Source organism: Streptomyces sp. NBC_00536, assembly GCF_036346295.1.
In the GTDB taxonomy this organism is placed as follows: domain Bacteria; phylum Actinomycetota; class Actinomycetes; order Streptomycetales; family Streptomycetaceae; genus Streptomyces.
The window spans coordinates 827,395-850,668 of record NZ_CP107819.1 but is presented as its reverse complement, the minus strand read 5'-3'; the positions used below and the strand labels follow the sequence as shown (position 1 = coordinate 850,668).

Below are 23,274 nucleotides of genomic sequence, written 5' to 3'. Positions count from 1 at the left end.
CGAAAATGTGTGCGCTAACATCCGGGCGGCAGCGTATCAGCGCCCGGTACGGCCCAGGACGCTCCGATCCGCCGAACCGGAGCGGCCACCCGGCCGCCGTGTGGTTTCAGTGCGGGGCGAACTGGACCCGGGTCGGTTGTGCGACGTCCGGGAGCAGCGCGGTGCCCTCGACCGTCAGCTGCTCTCCGTAGATGTCGGTGATCCTCATCGCGCCGCCGCACCCGCTGCCGTCGGCGGAGAGGAAGTAGTTGTAGTCGGTACGGGGCAGTCTCCGCCAGCCCGCGGCGGTGCGTACCTCCAGCCGCGCGACCGGATTGCGGTGGTCGATCACCTGGATGCCGCACCAGTGCGGGCTGGACCCGGTCTTGTACCGGATGGAGAGAGCTCCGGACGTCTGGGGACTCAGCAGGCTCCAGGTGATCGGGATGCGGCCGAGCGTGGGGTCGGCCAGTTTCGCGAAGGCCTGCTGACTGAGGTCCAGTTGTCCGGGCGCGCAGGGCAGCGGGCATTCGTTGGTGATCCGGACCGTGATCGAAGCGCCGTTCGCGGCGCGTACGCGCACGTACGCGCCGCACGCCCTGGACGACTCGTAATCGGTGGTGTTCATCGCCGCGACCATGAGGTCGTCGCTCGGGCCGAACAGGCAGGCGCCGTTGCCGTCGCCGGCGGCGTAGGCGGTGGCGACGCCCTTGTAGGTGGTCCCGGGCTGGATGCGTCCTGCCGACAGTGCCGGGGTGGACGCCGCTGGTGGGGTTTCCTTCGCCGAAGGCTGTGGTGTCCGCGTGGTGGCCGTCGCGCCGGCCGCGCTCGGGGTCGCCGAGGCGGGCGAGCTGTCCGCCGGGGACGGGCTCGTCAGGGCCGAGGGCGCGGCTCCCGCCGGGGTGGCGGCGGAGGCGGCCACGTGGGCCGGGGACCCGGCCCCGGCCTTGGGGCCGGGGAGCATGGCCGTCACCAGGCAGAAGAGGACGCCCGCGGCGGTCAGTACCACTGCCGTCCCCAGCATCAGCCTGTGTCTACGCCTGCGCTGCCGCGCGGCCTGCCGTGCAGTCTGCATGTCCGTCCGTTCGGAGATTCGAGTCGAGGTGCACTGCCTGGTCGCCGCAGGACGCGAAAAGGTTGCCGCCGTTGTGGGAAACGGGCTGGGCGCCGCGGATGCCGCGCGGCGAAGCTCCGAGCGCGCGGCGACACGCCTTGTTGAACACCTGGAGGTCGGGAATGCCGACCGATGCGGCGACGGCGGGGATGGAGAGGGTGGTGGCCTGCAGGAAGTGGCGCGCCCGTTCCATGCGCCGGGCCCGGATGTAGCCGACGACCGTTTCCCCCGTCGCGGCGCGGAAGAGGCGCGTCAAGTGGTTGTGGGAGACACCGGCCGCCGCCGCGATCTCCGGGACCGTCAGGGGTTGCCCCAGCCGCGCCTCGATGAGGGCCACGGCGGCTGCGACCGCCGGATGGCCGGCCTGTGTGTTCCGCTCCCTCGCGGGCGCGAGCTGGGCGACCCGCCACAGGGCGGCCCACACCTCGGCCGCGGCCCGTGCGGGGGTGTTCGGCCAGGCTGCCAGTGCCTGTCGCAACTGGGCTGTGAGCCAGGTGAGTTCGGGGCCGACGTGCTGGATCACCGGAATGCTGCGGGGGGTTCCGCCCGAGCCCAGGTGGAGGTGGACGTAGAGGTGTGAGGACCGGCCCCGGTAGCGATAGCGGACCTCGGCGCCGGGCGGTACGAGGCTGACCCGGCCGGGGCGGATCGCGTACTCCGTGCCGTCGACCGTCACATCGGCCTCGTAGTCGTACAGATGGAGCTGCCAGAGGTCCGGCAGGGAAAACACGTCCACGTGGCCGGCAGGGCCGTGCACGCCGATGCCGACGGCGGCGAGCGTGGGCGGCTCGTCAAGATGGGCGAGTGTCGTGTGCACGGTCACCTTTCCTGTCGGCGCGTCAGTGAGCCGCTCCAGGACCACCACCCTCCCACCCCGCGTGCCGGGCACGGTGGTGAGAATCGACCAGAGGAGGGTGAACGTGGCCCACGCGGCGCGCGGCCGCCGGGCCTAGCGTGGCCGCCGTGGAGAACACGCGAGAACTACTCGATTCGGTGCGGATGGCGCGGTTCGTGGCACGCGGGTCGCTGCGACTGGACGCGGTGGTCCCGGCGGAAATGAACACCGAGGGTTTGGCGGTACTGGCCGACGGGGTGCCGCCCGTGCCGTATGGGACCCCGCTGTCCGAGGCCTACGCTCGGGCGTCCTTCGTCCGTCGGCTGCTGGAACTTCCCCAGGTGGCGGGGGCCCTGCACAGCCTCGTGGGCCCGGAGCCGTGGGTGGACCACCACTTCGTGCACACCCGCGAGCCCCACGGCGGCGACGCGCAGCCGCTGCACGGGGACGCCATCATCGACGTCCGGCCGGACGCCTTCGACGTGCAGCTGATGTACTTTCCGCAGGCGGTGACGCTGGAGATGGGCGGAACGCTCACCGTGCCGGGCAGCCACCTGCGGCGGATCAACGAGTCCGACACCGGCCGCTACCAGAACCTGCGCGGCCAGGACCGGCTGGTCTGCCCGGCCGGGACGGTGGTGTTTCTGCACCACGGCCTCTGGCACGGGGGCCGGCGCAACGACAGCGGCACGATGCGCTACATGTTCAAGATCCGCTTCAATCCCAGGGTGCGCCAACAGCGCCTGTGGAACACCTCGGATCTCGAAGACCCGCAGGTGGCCGTGGAGTTGGACACCATGTTCCCGTGGTACGAGGGGGCGACCGGCCGGCTGGAGCGGTACAACCGCATCCTGTTGTGGCGGGTACTGACCGGCGACGACCACTTCGACCTCGACCACTGGGTGACCAGGGTGTCCAACCGCCCCGCGGAGGTACGGGCATGACGACCGAAGCAATCCACTCCGAGCGGGCGGAAGGCGCCGCGTCGGTGCCGCGGCAGCAGGTGCTGGTCCTGTACTCGGCCACCTCGGCGCTGGATTCCCCTGTCGTGGGCTGGTCGCTGTACGACGGCACGGGCCGCACCTCGCCGACCACGGGCGACAGCGACGAGCCGCCGTACGCGTCGGGGGTGGCGGCGCTCCGGGCGGGCTGGCGGCTGATCCAGGCCGCGCAGCTGCTCCCGCCCCACCCGGGTCATGAGTACGACGTCTCCTTCCTCAAGCACGAGTTCTTCTTCGAGCGGATCGTCGACGCGTGAGCGGAGCCGAGGAGGGGCAGGGTCAGCCTCCGGCCTTGCGCTTGTTGTAGACGTCGAAGCCGACGGCCGCCATCAGCACCAGGCCCTTGATCACCTGCTGGTAGTCGGTGCCCACGCCGACCAGCGACATGCCGTTGTTCAGCACGCCCAGCACCAGACCTCCGGTGAGCGCACCGAGGACGGTACCCACACCGCCGCTCGCGGAGGCGCCGCCGATGAAGGCCGCGGCGATCGCCTCCAACTCGAAGTTGACGCCGGCCTGCGGCGTACCGGCGTTGAGCCGGGCGGCGAAGACCATCCCGGCCAGGGCCGCGAGGACGCCCATGTTCACGAAGGCCAGGAAGACGACCCGCTTGCTCTTCACCCCGGACAGCCGCGCCGCCGCCTCGTTGCCGCCGATGGCGTAGGTGTGCCGGCCGAGGATCGAGTTGCGCATCACGTATCCGAAGCCGACCAGCAGGACGCCGAGGATCAGCAGGACGATCGGCACGCCGTGGTAGCTGGCCAGCAGCAGCGTGAACGCCACCACGGCCGCGGTGATCGCGCCGAGCTTCACCAGGAACAGCCCGGCCGGGAGCGGTTCCAGCCCGTACGAGGCGGCCTGCCGCCGTCCGCGCACCTCCTGCAGGATCGCGACGGCCAGCACCGCGAGGCCCAGCAGGAGGGTGAGGTTGTGGTAGTTGGTGTGGGGGCCGACGGCGGGGAGGAAGCCGCTGCTGATGTTCTGGAAGCCCTTGGGGAACGGCGCCACCGACTGGCCCTGCAGGAGGATCTGGGTCCCGCCGCGGAACAGCAGCATGCCGGCCAGCGTGACGATGAACGAGGGGATCCCGAGATAGGCGATCCAGAAGCCCTGCCAGGCTCCGGCGAGGGCCCCGATCAGCAGCGCGGCCACCAGCGCCACGGGCCACGGCGCGTGGTGTTTGACCATCATCACCGCGGCGGCGGCCCCGACGAAGGCGGCGAGCGACCCGACCGACAGGTCGATGTGCCCGGCGATGATGACGATCATCATGCCGATGGCCAGGATGAGGATGTAGCTGTTCTGCTGGATCAGATTGGTGATGTTGAGCGGCTGGAGCAGGATGCCGTCCGTCCAGAACTGGAACAGCAGCACGATCAGCGCCAGCGCGAGCAGCATCCCGTACTGGCGCAGGTTGCCGCGCAGCGCTCGGGCCAGTACGGCACCGGCCGACGCACGTCGGCCGGTCTGCGGTGTGCCGGGCGTGGTCTCTGGGGTGGTCTTGGTCTGGGCCATGCCTCACACCTGCTTGTCGGGGTATGCCGCGCTCATGGTCATGAGCCGCATGAGGGATTCCTGGGTGGCTTCCGCGCGGTCGACCTCACCGGTGATCCGGCCTTCGGCCATGGTGTAGATCCGGTCGCACAGGCCCAGGAGTTCGGGGAGTTCGGAGGAGATGACGAGTACCGTCTTGCCCTGGGCGGCGAGTTCGGCGATGACGGTGTAGATCTCCGCCTTGGCGCCGATGTCGATGCCCCGGGTGGGTTCGTCGAGGATCAGCACCTCCGGCTCGGCGAAGATCCACTTGCTGAGGACGACCTTCTGCTGGTTGCCGCCGCTGAGCTTGCCGGTCTCCGCGAACACCGAGGGGGCCTTGATGTTCATGGTCCGCCGGAACGATTCGGCGACCCGGGCCTCCTCGTGCCGGTCGACCCAGCCCCGCCGGGCGACCTTGCCGAGGGCGCTCAGCGAGATGTTCCGGCTGATGTCGTCGCCCAGGTTGAGGCCCAGCTGCTTGCGGTCCTCGGTCACGTAGGCGATGCCGTGCCCGATCGCCTCCGGCACCGTCCGGGTACGGATCTCCCGGCCGTCCAGCCGCACCCGGCCGCCGGTCCACCGTCCGTACGAGCGGCCGAAGACGCTCATGGCCAGTTCGGTGCGGCCGGCGCCCATGAGGCCGGCGATGCCGACGATCTCGCCTCGACGGACGTTGAGCGAGACGCCGTCGACCACCTTGCGCCGGTGGTCGATCGGGTGCTGGACGCTCCAGTCCTCGATCTCGAAGGCGACCTCGCCGATCTCGGGGGCGCGCTCGGGGTAGCGGTGTTCCAGGTCGCGGCCGACCATGCCACGGATGATCCGCTCCTCGGAGATGCCCTCGGGACCGATCGCGATGGTCTCGATGGTCCGCCCGTCGCGCAGGATGGTGACGGAGTCGGCGACCCGGGCGATCTCGTTCAGCTTGTGCGAGATGAGGATGCAGGAGATGCCCTGGGCCTTGAGTTCGAGGATCAGGTCGAGCAGCTTGCGGCTGTCCTCGTCGTTCAGGGCGGCCGTCGGCTCGTCCAGGATGAGCAGCTTGACCTTCTTGGCGAGCGCCTTGGCGATCTCGACCAACTGCTGTTTGCCCACGCCGAGATCGGCGATCCTGGTGTGCGGGCTCTCGTCGAGTCCGACCTGCCGGATCAGCGCGGCGGCGTGGGTCAGCGTCTTGTGCCAGCTGATGACGCCCCGGGTGGCGTGCTCATTGCCGAGGAAGATGTTCTCGGCGATGGACAGGTAGGGCACCAGCGCGAGTTCCTGGTGGATGATCACGATGCCGCGCTGCTCGCTGGCCCGGATGTCCCGGAACCGGCAGGGCTCGCCCTCGAAGTAGATCTCGCCCTCGTAGTCGCCGTGGGGGTGGACCCCGCTGAGCACCTTCATCAGCGTGGACTTGCCGGCGCCGTTCTCGCCGCAGATGGCGTGCACCTCACCGGCGGCGACGGTCAGGTTGACCTCGGAGAGGGCCTTGACACCGGGAAACGTCTTGCTGATCGACCGCATTTCGAGAACGGGTCGGGCCATGATTGTGCATCCGTATCGTCGGGGCGGTGCGGTGGCGTCCGGTCTCCCGGACGTCGCACCGCCGTTTCGTCGTCGCCGGACCCGCCGGTCGGGCTCCGCGGGCTACTTCAGCTGGTCCGCGGTGTACTGGCCGCTGTCCACCAGGACCTTCTGGTAGTTCTCCTTGTCGACGCTGACCGGCTGGAGCAGCTGCGCCGGCACGACCTTGACGCCGTTGTTGTACTGGCTGGTGTCGTTGACCTCGGGCTTGCCGCCGGTCAGCAGCGCGTCGCCCATCTGGACGGCGGCCTTGGCCAGTTGGCGGGTGTCCTTGTATACGGTCTGGGTCTGCTCGCCCGCGATGATCGACTTCACCGAGGCCAGCTCGCCGTCCTGGCCCGTGACGACGGGCAGTGGCCGGCCGGCGCCGTAGCCGACGCCCTTGAGCGAGGAGATGATGCCGATCGAGATGCCGTCGTACGGCGAGAGCACGGCGTCGACGCGGGCGGCTGTGTACGACTTGCTCAGCAGGTTGTCCATCCGGGACTGGGCGAGACCGCCGTCCCAGCGCAGTGTGGCGATCTGGTTGAGGGAGGTCTGGCCGCTCTGCACGACCAGCTTCTTGTCGTCGATGTACGGCTTGAGGACGCTCATCGCGCCGTTGTAGAAGAAGGCGGCGTTGTTGTCGTCCGGCGAGCCGGCGAACAGCTCGACGTTGAAGGGGCCCTTGCCGTCCTTGAGGCCGAGCTTGTCGACGATGTAGCTGCCCTGGAGAACGCCGACCTTGTAGTTGTCGAAGGTCGCGTAGTAGTCGACGTTCCCGGTGCCGCGGATCAACCGGTCGTAGGAGATGACGCGGACGTGGGCGTCCGCGGCCTTCTGCAGCACGTTCGTGAGCGAGGAACCGTCGATGGCGGCGATCACCAGCAGCTTGGCGCCCTTGGTGATCATGTTCTCCACCTGGGAGACCTGGTTCTCCACGACGTTGTCGCCGTACTGGAGGTCGGTCTTGTAACCCTTGGCCTGGAACTCCTTGACCATGTTGTTGCCGTCGTTGATCCAGCGCTCCGACGACTTGGTCGGCATCGCGATGCCGATGAGGCCGCCCTTGGCGTCCCCGCCGGTCCCGCCGGCCCCGGCGTCGCCCGTTCCGTTGGCGCTCTGGCCGCAGGCTGCCAGCGACAGCGTCAGGCCCAGAGTGACAAGGCCCGCTGAAAGCTTCCGCACAGTTCCTCCAGTGATGTTCCGCGACCGGCACAGTGCGACCCGGCTGGGAGAACCGGAAGCGGTCGAGCGGGGTGGCCGGGAGTCGTTCCTCGCGCTGTTGCGAAGTTCAGGTTTGCAGCGGCTCCGGCCTGGCGATACCTGAGTGTTAACGCTCACAAGTGTGTCGTCAAGGGTCTGTTCAGATCACCATTGGGCAACATCGCCGCAGGCGGGCAGCCTCCTCGCCGGGGCGGCTCCTCAGCGGGACGTCCGGGCGCGCCGACCGCGGACGGCTTCCGCGGTTTCTGCGGCTTTGTCGAGCGCGGTGACATGGTGGAGTCCGCCTGCCTCACTCGCCTCCAGGGTCCCTTCACGGCAAGATTGTGAACGCCCACAATTTGCCTCATCGAGAGAGGTGAAGCTTCAACTCCGCAGGAGCGAACGCCGGTTCCCGTGTGAGGGCCGAGGAAGCGACCTGATCCCTGCCGTCCGGCGCACCGTTTCTTCCGGCGGTCCTCGCCGTCGCCGTCGTTGATCCCACCCCAGGCCGACTGTCGAAGCGCTTGGACACCTTGGACCGGGCGAACGGCGTGTGGCGCGTTCGGGGGGAACCTGAACAAATACGGAAACTGGTTTCACGAGGGACAGTTGACACTGGCAGTGGTTCATGTCAGCGTCGAAGCGCTTCGACAAATGATCGTAACGCCCGACCCGCCGAGGGGTGTCCACGTGAGTTCCCTGCTGCTCGAACGGCTCACGCTCGACGAGCGGCTCGCGATGCCGCACCAGTGCCTACCAACCGTCCCGCGCCTCGGCATCGGCTCCTTCCGAACCGGCGGCGAGGCCCTGCTCGGGGCCTCCTGGGCGGGGGTGGCGACCCGTCTTCCCGCAGGTCGTCGGTCTCGGCGCCGCCTGGGGCCAGGGCCTGCTTCCATCTGGCCGCCTTCGGCTTCACCGCGTCCAGCGGGACCGGCTGAGGTCAGCGGGACCGGCTGAGGCCCGCACCCGCGAGACCGGCGGCCCGCCGCAGGGGGGCGGGCCGCCACCCCCTTCCCCGTGCCCGCTCCCGCACCACCGCCCGGACCTGCGAGGCAAGGCCCCCTGGGGCCGCCGAGCTCCGCCACCCCGTCACCTCTCCGACCGGAGGAAGCCCCCATGCCGCTCACAGACCTCGGCGAGGACGAACTCATCAGCTACCGCCCCGAGTTGTCCGATCCGACGGATTTCGACGACTTCTGGCGGCGGACCCTCGCCGAAGCCCGGTCGCACGACACGGCGATCAAGGTGGAACGGGTCACCGCCCAGCACCTGCTGCACACCGTCGAGGTCGACGACGTGCGCTTCCCCGGCTGGAACGGCGAACCGGTGGCCGCCTGGCTGCTGCGCCCGCGCGACGCGGCCGGACCGCTGCCGGTCGTCATCACCTACATGGGCTACGGCGGCGGTCGCGGACTGCCCACCGAGCACCTGCTCTGGTCCGCCGCGGGCTACGCCCAACTCGTCGTCGACAGCCGGGGCCAGGGCCACGACACCCCGGACCGGGGCGTGGGCGACGGCACGCAGTGGGTCGAGGGCTTCATGACCCGCGGCATCGACTCTCCCGACACCTACTACTACCGGCGGTTGATCACCGACTGCGTGCGCGCCGTGGACGCGGTCGCGGAGCTGCCCGGACTCGACAGCCGCCGGATCGTGGTGGCCGGAGGAAGCCAGGGGGGCGGTCTGGCGCTCGCCGTCGCCGGTCTCGCCGGGGACCGCGTGGCGGCCGCGATGCCGGACGTTCCGTTCCTGTGCCACTTCCGCCACGCCACCGCGATCTGCGGCGAAGGCCCGTACCAGGAGATCGCCAAGTACCTGCGCCGGCACAGCCCTCACCGCGTGGAGCCGGCCTTCGCCACCCTCGACCACTTCGACGGCGTCCACTTCGCCCGGCGGGCCACCGCGCCGACGCTGTTCAGCGTGGCCCTGATGGACCCGGTCTGCCCGCCCTCCACGGTCTACGCCGCCTTCAACCGGTACGCGGGCGAGGACCGCACCATGACCGTGTGGCCGTTCGGCGACCACGGCGGCGGCTACGGCTCCAACCCGCCCGTGCAACTGGCCTGGCTGCGCGAGCGCGGCCTGGGACCGGAGCTCTGACCGCCCTGTACGCCCAGCCCGACAAACCCATGAGGTACCGCCCATGAGCACCCCGGACTTCCCGGAACTGCCCGCCGGGTTCCGTTTCGGTGCCGCGACCGCCGCCTACCAGATCGAGGGTGCCCACGACGAGGACGGCCGCGGCCCGTCCATCTGGGACACCTTCAGCCACACCCCCGGCCGTACGCTCGACGGTGCCACGGGCGACACCGCCTGCGACCACTACCACCGCTACGGCGAGGACGTCGCCCTGCTGCGCGGGCTCGGCGTCGACGGCTACCGCTTCTCGATCGCCTGGCCCCGCCTGCTGCCCGGGGGCACCGGACCGGCCAACCCCAAGGGGCTGGACTTCTACGACCGCCTGATCGACGAGCTGCTGGCCGCCGGAATCGCCCCCGCCGTCACCCTCTACCACTGGGATCTGCCCCAAGCCCTGGAAGACCGCGGTGGCTGGCGCGTCAGGGAGACCGCCGAAGCGTTCGGGCAGTACGCAGCCCTCGCGGCCGAGCGCTACGGGGACCGGGTGGAGCGCTGGATCACCCTCAACGAGCCGTACTGCTCCGCATTCGTGGGCTACGGCGAGGGTCGGCACGCACCCGGCGGCGAGGAGGGCCGCGGCGCGCTGGCGGCCGCACACCACCTGCTGGTCGCCCACGGTCTCGCGGTACGGGAGCTGCGCGCCGCGGGCGCCCGGGAGGTCGGGATCACCCTCAACCTCGACCGCATCCATCTCGCCTCCGCCCTCCCCGAGGACCGGGCCGCCCTGCGCCGTGCCAAGGTCCTCCACAACGAGGTCTGGACCGAGCCGCTCCTCGCCGGCCGCTACCCCGCGCACGAGACCGAGACCTGGGTCGGCCTCGCCGACGGCCCCTGGAGGCTGCCGGGCGACCTGGAACTCATCGGAGTCCCGCTGGACTTCCTCGGCGTCAACTTCTACCGCCCGGTGACCTTCGCCGCCGCCCCCCACCGCGAGGCCGACCCCGAAGCGCGCACCGCCGTGGACATCGGCGTCACCGAGGTGGACCGGTACAGGGTCCGGCACACCACCATGGGATGGCCCGTCGTCCCGGACGCACTCACGGAGTTGCTGCGCGAACTCCACGCCCGCCACCCGCGGCTTCCGCCGGTCTGGATCACCGAGAACGGCTCCGCCGAGGCCGACACCATCGGCCCCGACGGCCGGGTCCGTGACGCCGCGCGCATCGGCTACCTCACGGACCACCTCTCCGCCGTCGCCGACGCCATCTCCGCAGGGGTGGACGTGCGCGGCTACTACGTCTGGTCGCTGCTGGACAACTTCGAGTGGGCGCGCGGCTACGGCCAGCGCTTCGGCCTGGTCCACGTCGATTACGACACGCTGACCCGAACGCCCAAGGACAGTTACCACTGGTTCCGGGCCCTGATCACCGCGCACCGCGCGCGGACGGAGGAAACCACCCGATGAAGTTCACCGATGGCTACTGGCTGATGCGCCCGGGCGTCACCGCGCGCTACGCCGCCGAGGTCGCGGACGTCCGGGCCGACGAGCACCGGATGACCCTCCACGCGCCGGTGAAGCACGTGCTCAGCCGTGGCGGCACGCTCAACAGCGCGCTCCTGACGGTCGATTGCTGGTCGCCGGCCGAGGGTGTGATCGGGGTCCGCGTCACCCACCACGCCGGTTCGGTGCGGCGGGGGCCGGAGTTCGCGCTGCCCGGCGCCGGGCCGGACGCGGGGAAGGTCCACCGGGACGGCGCGGTGGTCGAGCTCCATGCGGGCGAGCTGTCGCTGCGGGTGGACACCTCCCGGCCGTGGCGCCTGGAGTTCACCGCCGGCGGGCGGACGCTGACCTCCGTGGACGAGCGCGGCACCGGCTTCGCCACCGACGGCGACGGTCGGCACTTCATGCTCGGGCAACTCTCCCTCGGGGTCGGCGAGTCGGTGTACGGGCTGGGGGAGCGGTTCACTCCGTTCGTCAAGAACGGGCAGGTCGTGGACATCTGGCAGGCCGACGGCGGCACCAGCAGCGAGCAGGCGTACAAGAACGTCCCCTTCCACCTGACCAACCGGGGCTACGGCGTCTTCGTCAACCACCCCGGCAAGGTCAGCTACGAGGTCGGCTCCGAGTCGGTCGGGCACGTGCAGTTCAGCGTCGAGGACCAGTCGCTGGAGTACTTCGTCGTCCACGGCCCGACCCCGAAGCAGATCCTGGAGCGCTACACCGCGCTCACCGGCCGCCCCGCCCTGCCGCCGGCCTGGGCGCTCGGCCTGTGGTTGACCACCTCTTTCACCACCGACTACGACGAGGTCACCGTCAACCGCTTCGTCGACGGCATGGCGGCCCGCGGCATCCCGCTGAGCGTCTTCCACCTGGACTGCTTCTGGATGCGCGAGTACCAGTGGTGCGACTTCGAGTGGCACCCGGACACGTTTCCCGACCCGGCCGGCATGCTCGCGCGCCTCAAGCAGCGGGGACTGCGGATCAGCGCCTGGATCAACCCCTACATCGCGCAGAAGTCGGCGATGTTCGAGGAGGGCATGCGCGAGGGCCACCTGGTGCGGCGCCCGGACGGCAGCGTGTGGCAGTGGGACCTGTGGCAGCCCGGCATGGCCCTGGTGGACTTCACCAACCCGGCCGCCCGCGACTGGTACACCGGCAAGCTGAAGACGCTGCTGGACCAGGGCGTGGACTGCTTCAAGACCGACTTCGGCGAGCGCATCCCCACGGACGTCGTCTGGCACGACGGCTCCGACCCCGAGCGGATGCACAACTACTACACCCACCTCTTCAACCAGGCCGTCTTCGACCTGCTCCGAGTGGAACGCGGCGAGGGCGAGGCGCTGCTCTTCGCCCGCTCCGCCACCGCCGGCGGCCAGCAGTACCCCGTGCACTGGGGCGGCGACTGCGAATCCCATTTCAACGCCATGGCCGAGTCGCTGCGCGGCGGGCTCTCCCTCGGCATGTCCGGCTTCGGCTTCTGGAGCCACGACATCGGCGGCTTCGAGGGCACCCCGACCCCCACCGTCTTCAAGCGCTGGGTGCAGTTCGGCCTCCTCTCCTCGCACAGCCGCCTGCACGGCAGCAAGTCCTACCGCGTCCCGTGGGACTACGGGGAGGAGGCCGTCGAGGTCACCCGGGAGTTCACCCTGCTCAAGCACCGCCTCGCCCCGTACCTCCAGCGGGCCGCCCAACAGGCCCACGCCACCGGCATCCCCGTCATGCGCACCATGGTGCTGGAATTCCCCGACGACCCCGCCGCCGCCGTGCTCGACCGGCAGTACATGCTCGGCGACGACCTGCTCGTCGCCCCGGTCTTCACCGACGACGGCACGGTCGAGTACTACGTGCCGGAAGGGACGTGGACGAACGTTCTGACCGGTGCTCAGATCACGGGTCCCCGCTGGGTCCGCGAACAGCACGGCTTCCACACCCTGCCGCTGCTGGCACGCCCCGACTCCGTCATCCCGCTCGGCGCCGACGACCAGCGCCCGGTCTCCGCCTGGGCGGACGGCGTCGAACTGCGGGTGCACGCCTTCGCCGACGGCGCCGAGCGCACCGTGGTGATCCCGCGCTCCGACGGCCCCGGCGAGGTGGCCCGCTTCCATCTGCGCCGCCAGGGCGACCGCCTCCACGTGACCACCGACAGCCCGCATCCCTGGCAGCTCCGGTCCGGCGGGCCGGCCGGAACCGTCCACGCCTGGTCCGCCGGCACCCTGGAGGCCGGCCTCGCCTTCCCGGCCTGAGCGGGGCGAAGCCTTCGGCCACCTTGTGGCGGAGCCGGGCCGTGGAACCCCACGGCCCGCCTGCGCACTCCGGCTCAGCGGGCGCCGAGGAGGTGTTCGAGGGCGAGCTGGTCCAGCTGCTCGAAGGCCATGCCGCGGCGGGCGGCGGCATCGACGTCGAACTCGTCGAAGGCGGACCGGTCGGCCAGGAGACCGGCCAGGCCGTCCTCGGCGGTGGGCAGGGCCAGCTCGGGCAGCCGGGAGGCGGCGAGCGCGGCCCGGACCTGCGGATCGGACCGGAAGGCGCGGGAACGCTCCGCCAGGAGCAGGTAGTTGCGCATGCAGGCGGCTGCCGAGGCCCAGACGCCGGCGGAGTCCTCGGTGCGCGGCGGCTTGAAGTCGAAGTGGCGGGGGCCGTCGTAGCCGGCCGACTCCAGCAGGTCGACCAGCCAGAAGGCCTGGCGCAGGTCGCCCGCGCCGAAGCGCAGGTCCTGGTCGTACTTGATGCCGGTCTGGCCGTTGAGGTCGATGTGGAACAGCTTGCCGTGCCACAGGGCCTGGGCGATGCCGTGCGGGAAGTTCAGCCCGGCCATCTGCTCGTGGCCGACCTCCGGGTTGAGACCGACCCGGTCGGGCCGGTCCAGCTCGTTGATGAACGCCAGGGCGTGGCCGATGGTGGGCAGCAGGATGTCGCCGCGCGGCTCGTTGGGCTTGGGTTCGATCGCGAAGCGCAGGTCGTACCCCTGGTTCTCGACGTACTCGCCCAGCAGATCGAAGGCCTCCTTCAGCCGGTCGAGGGCGGAGCGTACGTCCTTGGCCGCGCCCGACTCGGCGCCCTCGCGGCCGCCCCAGGCGACGTAGACCGAGGCGCCGAGTTCCACGGCCAGGTCGATGTTGCGGATCGTCTTGCGCAGCGCGTACCGGCGCACGTCCCGGTCGTTCGCGGTGAAGGCGCCGTCCTTGAACACGGGGTGGGTGAAGAGGTTCGTCGTGGCCATCGGCACTTTGAGCCCGGCCGTGTCGAGTGCGGTGCGGAAGCGCTTGACCGTCTGCTCGCGGGCGGCGTCGCCGGCGCCGAAGGGGATCAGGTCGTCGTCGTGGAACGTGACGCCGTAGGCGCCGAGTTCGGCCAGCCGCTCCACGCTCTCGACGGGGTCGAGGGCGGGCCGGGTGGCGTCGCCGAAGGGGTCCCGGCCCTGCCAGCCGACGGTCCACAGGCCGAAGGTGAACTTGTGCGCGGGGGTGGGGACGAGCGGGTCGCTGGTCATGAGGCGCTCCGGATCTGGGCCGAGGGCTATTTGTAATGACGAAAAACAAATTAGTATGCCGAGACGCCAGAAGGAACCCCACCGGAGGAACGCATGTCTGCTCAGCGTGTCGTGATCGGTGTCGACAGCTCGACCCAGTCCACGAAAGCCCTCGCCGTCGACATCGACACAGGCGCCGTCGTGGGCGAGGGCCGCGCCGCACACACCGTCAGTGAGGGCGTCGGACGCGAGAGCGACCCCGAACAGTGGTGGCGGGCGCTCGGCGAGGCCATGGCCGCCACCGGCTGGGCGGACCGCGCCGCCGCCTGCTCGATCGCCGGCCAGCAGCACGGCCTGGTCACCCTCGACGCGGCCGGACGGCCGGTGCGCCCGGCACTGCTCTGGAACGACGTCCGCTCCGCCCCGCAGGCCGCTGGACTCGCAGCCGCGTTCGGCGCGGCAGAGCTGGCCCGCCGCACCGGAAGCGTCCCCGCGGCCGCCTTCACGGCCGCCAAGTGGGCCTGGCTGCGCGCGAACGAGCCTGCCGCCGTCGACCGCGTCGCGGCCGTCCGGCTTCCCCACGACTTCCTGACGGAGCGGCTGACCGGTGAGCCGGTGACGGACCGCGGCGACGCCTCGGGAACCGGCTGGTGGGGCCCGGACGGCTACGACCAGGACGTCCTCGACCGGATCGGCCTCGACTACGGGCTGCTGCCGCGGGTCCTCCCGCCGGGAGCCCGGGCGGGCGTCGTCCGAGCCGGGATGCCGTTGCGCGAGGGCGCACTGGTGGCGACCGGGACCGGTGACAACATGGCCGCCGCCCTCGGGCTGGGCCTGACCCCCGGGCGTCCGGTGCTGAGCCTCGGTACCTCCGGCACCGTCTACGCCGTCGGCCGGACCCGGCCCGCCGACCCGAGCGGAACCGTCGCCGGCTTCGCCGACGCCCTCGGCGGCTGGCTGCCGCTCGCCTGCACGCTCAACTGCACCCTCGCCGTCGACCGCTTCGCCGCCCTCGTCGGCCGCGACCGCGAGGACGTCGAGGCGGGCGGCACGGTGGTGGTCCTTCCCTACCTGGACGGCGAGCGCACCCCCGACCTCCCGGGTGCTTCCGGGCTGGTCCACGGCCTGCGCCACGACACCACACCGGGACAGCTGCTCCAGGCCGCCTACGACGGCGCCGCCCACGCCCTGCTCGCGGCCCTGGACGGCGTACTGCGCGCCGGAGGCGAGAGCCCCGCCCCCGACGAACCACTGCTGCTGATCGGCGGCGGTGCCCGCGGCGGGGCCTGGCAGCGGACCGTCCTGCGGCTGTCCGGCCGGGCGGTCCAGGTGCCCGAGGCCCGGGAACCGGTCGCGCTCGGGGCCGCCGCCCAGGCCGCCGCACTGCTCACCGGCGAGCCCGCCGACGCCGTCGCCCGGCGCTGGGGGACCGCCGGGGGCCGGGTGCTGGACCCCGTACCCCGTGACGACGACACGCTCGAACGGATCACCAGTACGCTGCGGCGGGCGCGGGCCTTGCAGGAGGTTTCGCCGGAAGAACGATAGGAGGGCCGGGCCAATGACGGGGATCGGCAGGGCGGGCGGGGGCGTGGAGACCGCGCCCGCCTCGCAGCAGGGGATGCGTCGGCAGAACCTCGCGGCGGTGATCGGCGTGGTCGCCGCGCACGGCCCGCTCTCCCGGGCGGACGTCGCCGGGCACACGGGCCTGACCAGGCCTGCCGTCTCCTCCATGGTCGACGAGCTGATCGGCCGCGGGGCGCTGACCGAGACGGAGACCGCGCCCAGCGGTCGCGTCGGCCGCCCCGGGCGGGCACTGGCCCTCAACGACCGGGGTCCCGCGGGCCTCGGCCTGGAGATCGGCGTCACCCATCTCGCCGCATGCGTCGTGGACCTGCGCGGTGAACCCCGCGTGTGGCGCCGGGTGGAGCGGGCCAACGCGGGCCGGCCGGCCGGGCTGGTGCTGGCGGAGGCCGCCGCGCTGGGCGCCGAGGCGGAGTCCGAGGCCGCGGCCCTCGGCCTGCGCGTCGAGGGACGCGTCCTGGCCGTGCCGGGGGTGGTGCCGAACACGCCGAGCGGGCTGGTCGCGAACGCGCCGAACCTCGGCTGGCAGGCAGTGCGCCCCGCCGACCACTGGCCCGACCCCGACACCGCGCCCGAGCCGGAGAACGAAGCCAACCTCGGGGCGCTGGCCGAGCAGTGGCACCGGGGCAACCCCGCCGAGACCTTCGTACACGTCTCCGCCGAGGCCGGAATCGGCGCCGCACTGGTCATCGGCGGGCAGCTGTTCCGCGGCGCCCGCGGCTTCGCGGGCGAACTCGGCCACCTGCCCGTCCACCCGGAGGGCGCCCGCTGCGCCTGCGGGGCACGCGGCTGCCTGGAGCAGTACGCGGGCGAAGCGGCGGTGCTGCGCGAGGCCGGGCTCGCGCACGTCGGCGACCCGGTGGCCCTGCTCGCCGAGCGGGCGGCCGCCGGGGACGCCGCGACCCTGCGCGCCCTGGACCGCGCGGGGCGGGCCCTGGGCCTCGCCCTGACCTCGGCGGTGAACCTGATCGACCCGGACGGCCTCGTCCTGGGCGGCGCCTACGCCGAACTCGCCGACTGGCTCCTCCCTGCCATCCGCGCCGAACTCGCCGCCCGGATCACCGTCCGGCCCTGGACCCCGGAGGCGGTACGCCCCTCCGCCCTGGGCCGGCGCGGACCGGTGCTGGGCGCGGCGTGGTCGACCGTCCGGCAGATCATCGCCGATCCCGCCCGCCTGCCCGCACGCTAGTGCTGTGGCCGGAAAGGTTTGCCGGGTCGCGGTGTTCGGTGCGGTGCATCGCAAGGCGGAGGGCCGCGACTCGTACTGGACGTACCGTCGTGGTCCGACAACGCGGCGAGGTGCCGTGCCGGGCGCCGTGACACGGTGAACCTTTCCGGCCACAGCACTAGTGCTGTGGCCGCCAGGGCGACCGGGTCAGTCGTCGATCGCTCGCAGCGGGTCGTCGCTCAGGCTGGCGGCCAGCCACTGCTCCACGGCCGTGATGTGGACGGTCGTGGCGGCGGTGGCCAGCAGGGCGTCGCGTGCCTGGAGCGCGCCGAGGATCTGCTCGTGGTCCTGGTGGGCGTTGTCCAGTGCGTGACGGGTCCGGCTGCCGCGGACGATGCGGACGCGCTGGGTGCGGGTGGAGAGCACCTGCAGAAGCATCGACAGCACGGGGTTGCCGACGGCTTCGACGATCCTGAGGTGGAAGGCGATGTCGTGGGCGACGAACTCCTCCACGGTGGTGGCGGCCCGGGACCTGTCGAGGATGTCGCGCAGTTCCTGGAGGTCCTCCTGCGTCAGCAGGGCAGCGGCCAGCCCGGTCGCCTGCGGTTCCAGCAGTCGGCGTACCTGGAGCAGTTGCAGTGCCGTGCGGCCCTGGGAGACATCGGCGGCGAAGGACAGGCTCTCCAGCAGGAGATGGGGCTCCAGGCTGGAAACGTAGGTGCCGTCGCCCTGACGGGTGATCAGGATCCGCATGGCCGTCAGCGCCCGGACGGCCTCGCGCAGCGAATTCCGGGACAAGCCGAGCTGTCCGGCGAGGACCTCCTCCTTGGGCAGACGGGAGCCGGGCGCGAGTTCTCCGTCGAGGATCATCGCCTTGATCTTGTCGATCGCCTCGTCCGTCAGTGCCACTAACGTGCCTCTCCGTGCCGGGTGCGTGCGGGGTGGTGGCTCCGCCGGACCCGGACCGGGGCCTGCGGAGCCGCTTGCGGGACGAGGCTATTCCTGCTTCTCACCGGACGCGAACCGGGAGATGACCAGGGCGACAATGATGATGGCGCCGTTCAGGAACTGGTTCCACAGGGGCGGAACGCCCGCCAGCGTCATGACGTTGACGACGAGCTGGAGGGTGAGGATGCCGGTGAGGGCGCCGAAAACGGAACCCTTGCCGCCGTTGAGGCTGACTCCGCCGATGACGGTCGCGGCGAAGACCTGGAAGATCCATCCGCTGCCCTGTGTGGCGGAGATGGAGCCGTAGTGCCCGCTGTAGAGGATACCGGCGAACGCGGCCAGTACGCCGCCGAGGACGAGGACGACCCACACGGTGCGGTCGACGCGGATGCCCGCGGTGCGGGCGGCCTCGGCATTGCCGCCGATCGCGTACAGCGCCCGGCCGTGCCGGAGCCAGGCCAGGGCACTGCCGCCGATCGCGAAGAGCAGCGCGCACACCCAGATCGCGGCGGGCACGCCCAGCCAGGACGCCCTGCCCAGGTAGGTGAAGGACGAAGGCAGCTCGACGATGGACTGGCCTTCTGAGAGGGCGACTTGCAGTCCGCGGAGCATGGTCAGGGCGCCGAGGGTGACGATGAAGCCGTTGAGGCGCAGCTTGAGGATGAGGAAGCCGTTGACGGCGCCGATCAGCGCCCCGACCAGCAGGCAGAGCGGGATCGCCATCCACTCGGGGAAGAGGCCGAGTCCGGTGAACCGGCCCCCACTGGCGGGCAGGATCAGCCACACGGCGATGACGGGCGCCACGCCGATGGTGGACTCCAGGGACAGGTCCATCCGGCCGGAGATCAGGACGAAGGTCGTGGCGAGCACCAGCAGGCTCAGCTCGGTGGACTGCTGGGCCACACCGATCAGGTTGTCGGCGGTGAGGAAGGCCGGCGAGACGATGAACCCGATCAGGCCCAGGACGAGGATCGCCGGGACCAGGGACAGTTCACGCAGGCGCCCGAGGCCGGCTCCGCGGCGGGCGGTGTCCGCCGCGGCCGGCGCCGCCGTGCCCGGTGCGTGCTCGGTGAGATCTGAGGTGGCGGACATGACTACCTTCCGTGCTCGTCTGCGCCGGATGAGGCGCAGGAGGCGGGTAGGGCGGACGGGGGAGACGGGGTGGCAGGAGCCGGGTGGCCGGCGACGCCCTCGATGGCGGCGACGACGTCCTCGTCCTTCCATCCGTGGGCGAACCCGGCCACCACCCGCCCGTGGAACATGACGACGACCCGGTCGCAGACCTTGAGGTCGTCCAGCTCGTCGGAGACGATCAGCGCGGCCCTGCCGCCGTCCGCGACCTGCCGGATCCTGCCGAGCAGGAACTCCTTGGACTTGACGTCCACACCGTTGGTGGGGCGGATGGCCACGAGCACGTGCGGATCGGTGGCCAGGGCGCGGGCGACGACGACCTTCTGCTGGTTGCCGCCGGAGAGGGCGGAGACCGGGGTGGCGCCGCCGGGGGTCTTGATGTCGAGGTCCCTGATCATGCGCTGCGCGAAGGCCCTGGTACGGGCGGGCAGCACGATGCCGAACGGGCCGAGCTGGTCGGTGACGGTGAGCGTGGCGTTCTCCGCCACGCTGCGGTTGTTGACCAGCCCCTGGTGGTGGCGGTCCTCGGGGACCAGGCCGACGCCGGCGGTGAGCGCGGAGGGCACACTGCCGGTGCGCACGGTCTTGCCGCCGACCGAGATCCGTCCGGCCTTGGCGCGGTGCAGACCGGCGACCGCCTCGCCCACCTGCACGTTGCCGCTGGCTGTGGCGCCGGCGAGCCCGACGACCTCGCCGGAGCGTACGGAGAGGGAGATGTCCTCGCAGGCACCGGGGAGCGTCAGGCCGTCGATCGCCAGCAGTTCCGTCGCGTCGGCCCGCGTGGCCGGGGGGCGGCCCGCGGTGGCGGTGACCGTGGCGGAGGACTCGCCGGTCATGGCCTCCACCAGCGCCGCACGACCGAGTTCGGCGACGGGCGCGGTGAGGATGTGGGCCGCGTCGCGGTAGACCGTGACCGTGCTGCAGAGGTCGTACACCTCTTGCAGGTGGTGGGAGATGAAGAGGAAGGCGACACCCTGGCGCTGGAGGTCGCGGAGTTTGCCGAAGAGGCGGCCGATGCCGCGGCCGTCGAGCTTCGCGGTCGGCTCGTCGAGGATGATGAAGCGGGCGCCGAACGACAGGGCCCGGGCGATCTCCACGAACTGCCGCTGCTCGACGGTGAGGTCCCCCGCCCGGGCGGCGGGGTCGACGTCGACCCCGTATTCGCCGAGGAGTTCCCCGGCGCGGTGGCGCAGCCGCTTCCAGCGGATGGGCCGCAGCGAGCCGCCGCTCTGCCGGTTCAGGAAGAGGTTCTCGGCGACGGTCAGCTCACCGATGATCGTGGAGCGCTGGTAGACGCAGGCGACGCGGGAGCGCCAGGCGTCGATGTCGCCGAAGGCGGGGGCCGGCGCGCCGGAGAAGTGCAGCGCTCCGGTGTCGGGCTGCGAGAGGCCGGTGAGGACGGACACGAGCGTCGACTTGCCGGCGCCGTTGCGGCCGACCAGGGCGTGCGACTCGCCCGGGGCGATGGTGATGCGGGCGTCGCGCAGCGCGACGGTCGCGCCGAACCGTTTGCTGATGCCGGTCGCCTCGGCCACGGGGGCCGGGGTGCCGGGGCCGGCCGCCGGGGCGGTCGCGGTGTCCGCCATGGTGGATACCGTCCTTCGTGTACGGGGGGAGGCTGGGGCGCCGAGGTGCGCGGGGGCGCGCCCGGGCTGTGGGGGAGGGGCCGCGATCGGGGGACGGGGGGTGTCCGTTCCCGACCGCGCGCGGGGTGGGCCCGGCGGACATCAGCCGACGTTGTTGCCCCACAGGGTCTTGTCGTCGACGTTCTCCTTGGTGACCAGCGGAGCGGGGAGCTGGTCCTCCAGGCCGTTGGGCAGCTTGATGATCGTCGAGTCGTGGTCGGTCGTACCCGGCTGGAAGGTCTTGCCCTCGGCGGCGGCCTTGGCGTAGTACAGCGCGTACTTGGCGTAGAGGTCGGCGGGCTGGGAGATGGTGGCGTCGATCCGGCCCTTGCGGATGGCGTCGAACTCCTGCGGGATGCCGTCGTTGGAGACGATGCTGATGTGGCCCTTCTGCCCGGCGGGCTGGAGCAGGCCCTTCTGCTCCAGCAGGGCGAGGGTGGGCTGCAGGAACACACCGCCCGCCTGCATGTAGATGCCGTTCAGGTCCGGATGCTGCGCGAGCAGGCTCTGCAGTTTGGCGGAGGCCACGTCGCCCTTCCAGTCGGTGGGCAGCTCGAAGACCTGGATGTTGGGGAACTTGGTCTTCATGCATTCCGCGAACGCCTCGGAGCGGTCGCGGCCGTTGATGGAGTCGAGGGCGCCCTGCATCTCCGCGACCTTGCCCTGGCCGCCCAGCTGCTTGCCGAGGAACTCGCACGCCTTGGTGCCGTACGCCCTGTTGTCGGCTCGGACGACCATGTAGACAGCGCCCTTGTCGGGTCTGGTGTCGACGCTGACCACCGGGATCTTCTTCGACGCGAGGGTGTCCAGGGTCGAGGCGATGGCACCGGTGTCCTGGGGTGCCATGACGACGGCCTTGGCGCCCGTGTTCTGGAACACCTGCACGTTGGCGACCAGCTTGGTGACGTCGTTCTGCGAGTTGCTCAGCGGCAGCGCGTTGATGCCGTCGGTCTTGATGCCGTTCTTCACGTACTGCGCGTAGGAGTTCCAGAAGTCGGAGTCGGCGCGGGGCAGGTCGATGCCGATGGCGGACGTGGCGCCGCCCGGGGCGGCCGCGCCGGGGCTCTCGCGGTTGCACGCGGTGGTGAGACCCAGCAGCGCGAGGACGGCGGTGGCGGTGGCGGCTGCGGCGGTGGACCGGGTGCGAGTGTGCTTCATGGCCGTGTTCTCTCCTTAGCCGGGGGGCGCGGCGAGGGTCAGGGGACGTACGCGCCGTGTGGAAGGCGGCGGGGGCGCCGGGCGGCGCACCGAATGATCCGGCCATTCCTCCGATGTATCTCGGACGGGACGTTACGACGACGTTGCCGAGGTTGACAAGAGCGCGGGCCTGACTTGATGGGCCGGGCCCTCGTGTCGCGGGACGTCGTCATAGCGCCGGACTCCATCTGACCCCGTGTTATGTCCGATTGCTCGCGGGTGATGGTGCTTCAGGAGGCGTGCCTCGGACGGCTTCGGAAGGGTCGCCCCAAGAGAGCGTCTGCCGACAATGGCGGGGAAATACATCCGAGGAATCCATTGTCAGGTGCGATCTCCGCGTCTATGTTCGCTGTGGCCCGCGATACATCCGATGACTGACCATGCGGATGGCCGGAGCCCTGGCGAACGGCCCGTACCGGCGCACCTCAGGTGGCCCGCCCGTACGGCCGGTCCCCCACACGAAACCGAAACCCGTCCGGCAAGGGAGCTGCCCGGTGAAACTGCTACGAGTCGGATCCCCAGGTGAAGAGCGGCCCGCGGTGCGCGTCGACGACGGCCGGCTGCTGGACCTGTCCTCCGTGACCCGGGACATCGACGGTGCCTTCCTCGCCTCCGGAGGGATCGACCGGGCCCGCGCGGCGGTCTCGGCGGGGGAGCTGCCCGAACTGGACCGGGACGGCCTGCGCATCGGGCCGCCCGTCGCCCGCCCCGGCAAGGTCGTCTGCGTCGGCCTGAACTACCGCGATCACGCCGCCGAGACCGGCGCGGCGATTCCCGCGCGTCCGGTGGTGTTCATGAAGGACCCGGGCACGGTCGTCGGCCCGTACGACGAGGTGCTGATCCCCCGTGGATCGGTGAAGACCGACTGGGAGGTCGAACTCGCGGTCGTCATCGGCCGCCGGGCGCGCTACCTGGACGGACCGGATGCCGCGCGGGCCGTGATCGCCGGGTACACGATCAGCAACGACGTATCGGAGCGGGAATTCCAGCTGGAGTACTCGTCGCAGTGGGACCTGGGCAAATCCTGCGAGACCTTCAACCCGCTCGGCCCGTGGCTGGTCACCGCCGACGAGGCCGGCGACCCGCAGGACCTCGGCCTGCACCTGAGCGTCAACGGTGCGAAGCGGCAGGACGGTCACACCAGCGACATGATCTTCACGGTCGGCCACATCGTCTGGTACCTGAGCCGGTACATGGTCCTGGAACCGGGCGACGTGATCAACACCGGCACGCCCGCGGGCGTGGCCCTCGGTCTTTCCGGCACCCCCTACCTCCGCCCCGGCGACACGGTCGAGCTCTCCATCGACGGCCTCGGCAGCCAGCGCCAGATCTTCGCCCCAGCGTGAAAGGCAGCAC

General features: G+C 71.1%; 18 protein-coding genes. 8 read left to right on the top strand and 10 right to left on the bottom strand.

Annotated elements, in window-relative coordinates:
• Positions 1-106: 106 nt before the first annotated feature.
• Together OHS33_RS03570 and OHS33_RS03565 are read right to left on the bottom strand one after the other, a co-directional pair.
• Positions 107-1,003 (bottom strand): expansin EXLX1 family cellulose-binding protein, encoded by an 897-nt coding sequence (locus OHS33_RS03570; protein ID WP_330328910.1) that lies wholly within the window; start codon positions 1,001-1,003, stop codon positions 107-109.
• A 10-nt stretch (positions 1,004-1,013) separates the two neighbouring features.
• Positions 1,014-1,910 (bottom strand): AraC family transcriptional regulator, encoded by an 897-nt coding sequence (locus OHS33_RS03565; protein WP_330328909.1) that lies wholly within the window; start codon positions 1,908-1,910, stop codon positions 1,014-1,016.
• 182 nt (positions 1,911-2,092) lie between these two features.
• On the opposite strand from OHS33_RS03565, the gene OHS33_RS03560 reads away from it, so the two are divergent.
• Together OHS33_RS03560 and OHS33_RS03555 are read left to right on the top strand one after the other, a co-directional pair.
• Positions 2,093-2,872 carry a phytanoyl-CoA dioxygenase family protein gene (locus OHS33_RS03560; protein WP_443065411.1) on the top strand — a complete coding sequence of 260 codons (780 nt, stop codon included), beginning with the start codon at positions 2,093-2,095 and terminating at the stop codon, positions 2,870-2,872.
• Positions 2,869-3,186: a hypothetical protein gene (locus tag OHS33_RS03555; protein WP_330328907.1), complete on the top strand. Its 318-nt coding sequence runs from the start codon at positions 2,869-2,871 to the stop codon at positions 3,184-3,186. The genes OHS33_RS03560 and OHS33_RS03555 overlap by 4 nt, the downstream gene beginning before the upstream one ends.
• 22 nt (positions 3,187-3,208) lie before the next feature.
• On the opposite strand, the gene mmsB is transcribed toward OHS33_RS03555, so the two are convergent.
• The 3 genes from mmsB to chvE all read right to left on the bottom strand — a co-directional run bounded on the left by mmsB (position 3,209) and on the right by chvE (position 7,201).
• Positions 3,209-4,444 (bottom strand): multiple monosaccharide ABC transporter permease, encoded by a 1,236-nt coding sequence (mmsB, locus tag OHS33_RS03550; RefSeq protein WP_330328906.1) that lies wholly within the window; start codon positions 4,442-4,444, stop codon positions 3,209-3,211.
• A 3-nt stretch (positions 4,445-4,447) separates the two neighbouring features.
• Positions 4,448-5,995, bottom strand: a complete 1,548-nt coding sequence (gene mmsA, locus OHS33_RS03545) for a multiple monosaccharide ABC transporter ATP-binding protein (RefSeq protein WP_330328905.1) — start codon at positions 5,993-5,995, stop codon at positions 4,448-4,450.
• 102 nt (positions 5,996-6,097) lie between these two features.
• On the bottom strand, positions 6,098-7,201 hold the full coding sequence (gene chvE, locus OHS33_RS03540; protein ID WP_330328904.1) for a multiple monosaccharide ABC transporter substrate-binding protein: 1,104 nt from the start codon (positions 7,199-7,201) through the stop codon (positions 6,098-6,100).
• Positions 7,202-8,335: 1,134 nt separating this feature from the next.
• Here chvE and OHS33_RS03530 point away from each other — a divergent pair.
• From OHS33_RS03530 to yicI, 3 genes are read left to right on the top strand one after another with little or no spacing between them, the layout of a single operon-like run.
• A complete protein-coding gene (locus OHS33_RS03530; protein ID WP_330328903.1) occupies positions 8,336-9,319 on the top strand; it encodes an acetylxylan esterase in 984 nt (327 codons plus the stop codon).
• 43 nt (positions 9,320-9,362) lie between these two features.
• On the top strand, positions 9,363-10,763 hold the full coding sequence (locus tag OHS33_RS03525) for a GH1 family beta-glucosidase (protein WP_330328902.1): 1,401 nt from the start codon (positions 9,363-9,365) through the stop codon (positions 10,761-10,763).
• Complete coding sequence (gene yicI, locus OHS33_RS03520) at positions 10,760-13,042, top strand: alpha-xylosidase (RefSeq protein WP_330328901.1); 2,283 nt, start codon at positions 10,760-10,762, stop codon at positions 13,040-13,042. Before OHS33_RS03525 ends, yicI begins: the two co-directional genes overlap by 4 nt.
• Positions 13,043-13,116: 74 nt before the next feature.
• Here the strand turns inward: yicI and xylA are convergent, their stop codons facing one another.
• A complete protein-coding gene (xylA, locus tag OHS33_RS03515) occupies positions 13,117-14,289 on the bottom strand; it encodes a xylose isomerase (RefSeq protein WP_330328900.1) in 1,173 nt (390 codons plus the stop codon).
• A gap of 93 nt (positions 14,290-14,382) precedes the next feature.
• Here xylA and xylB point away from each other — a divergent pair, with 93 nt between their 5' ends.
• Together xylB and OHS33_RS03505 are read left to right on the top strand one after the other, a co-directional pair.
• The gene (gene xylB / locus OHS33_RS03510; protein ID WP_330328899.1) at positions 14,383-15,813 is read left to right on the top strand and encodes a xylulokinase; all 1,431 of its coding nucleotides are present in this window, start codon (positions 14,383-14,385) and stop codon (positions 15,811-15,813) included.
• A 13-nt stretch (positions 15,814-15,826) separates the two neighbouring features.
• Positions 15,827-17,038, top strand: a complete 1,212-nt coding sequence (locus tag OHS33_RS03505; RefSeq protein WP_330328898.1) for an ROK family protein — start codon at positions 15,827-15,829, stop codon at positions 17,036-17,038.
• A gap of 186 nt (positions 17,039-17,224) precedes the next feature.
• Here the strand turns inward: OHS33_RS03505 and OHS33_RS03500 are convergent, their stop codons facing one another.
• The 4 genes from OHS33_RS03500 to OHS33_RS03485 form a co-directional block, all read right to left on the bottom strand.
• Positions 17,225-17,926 (bottom strand): FadR/GntR family transcriptional regulator, encoded by a 702-nt coding sequence (locus tag OHS33_RS03500; RefSeq protein WP_330328897.1) that lies wholly within the window; start codon positions 17,924-17,926, stop codon positions 17,225-17,227.
• Positions 17,927-18,013: 87 nt separating this feature from the next.
• Positions 18,014-19,057: an ABC transporter permease gene (locus tag OHS33_RS03495; protein WP_330328896.1), complete on the bottom strand. Its 1,044-nt coding sequence runs from the start codon at positions 19,055-19,057 to the stop codon at positions 18,014-18,016.
• Positions 19,058-19,059: 2 nt separating this feature from the next.
• Positions 19,060-20,682 (bottom strand): sugar ABC transporter ATP-binding protein, encoded by a 1,623-nt coding sequence (locus tag OHS33_RS03490; RefSeq protein WP_330328895.1) that lies wholly within the window; start codon positions 20,680-20,682, stop codon positions 19,060-19,062.
• Between the two features lie 141 nt (positions 20,683-20,823).
• A complete protein-coding gene (locus tag OHS33_RS03485; protein WP_330328894.1) occupies positions 20,824-21,879 on the bottom strand; it encodes a sugar ABC transporter substrate-binding protein in 1,056 nt (351 codons plus the stop codon).
• A 533-nt stretch (positions 21,880-22,412) separates the two neighbouring features.
• Between OHS33_RS03485 and OHS33_RS03480 the strand changes: the two genes are divergently transcribed.
• Positions 22,413-23,264 carry a fumarylacetoacetate hydrolase family protein gene (locus OHS33_RS03480; RefSeq protein WP_330328893.1) on the top strand — a complete coding sequence of 284 codons (852 nt, stop codon included), beginning with the start codon at positions 22,413-22,415 and terminating at the stop codon, positions 23,262-23,264.
• Positions 23,265-23,274: the final 10 nt, after the last annotated feature.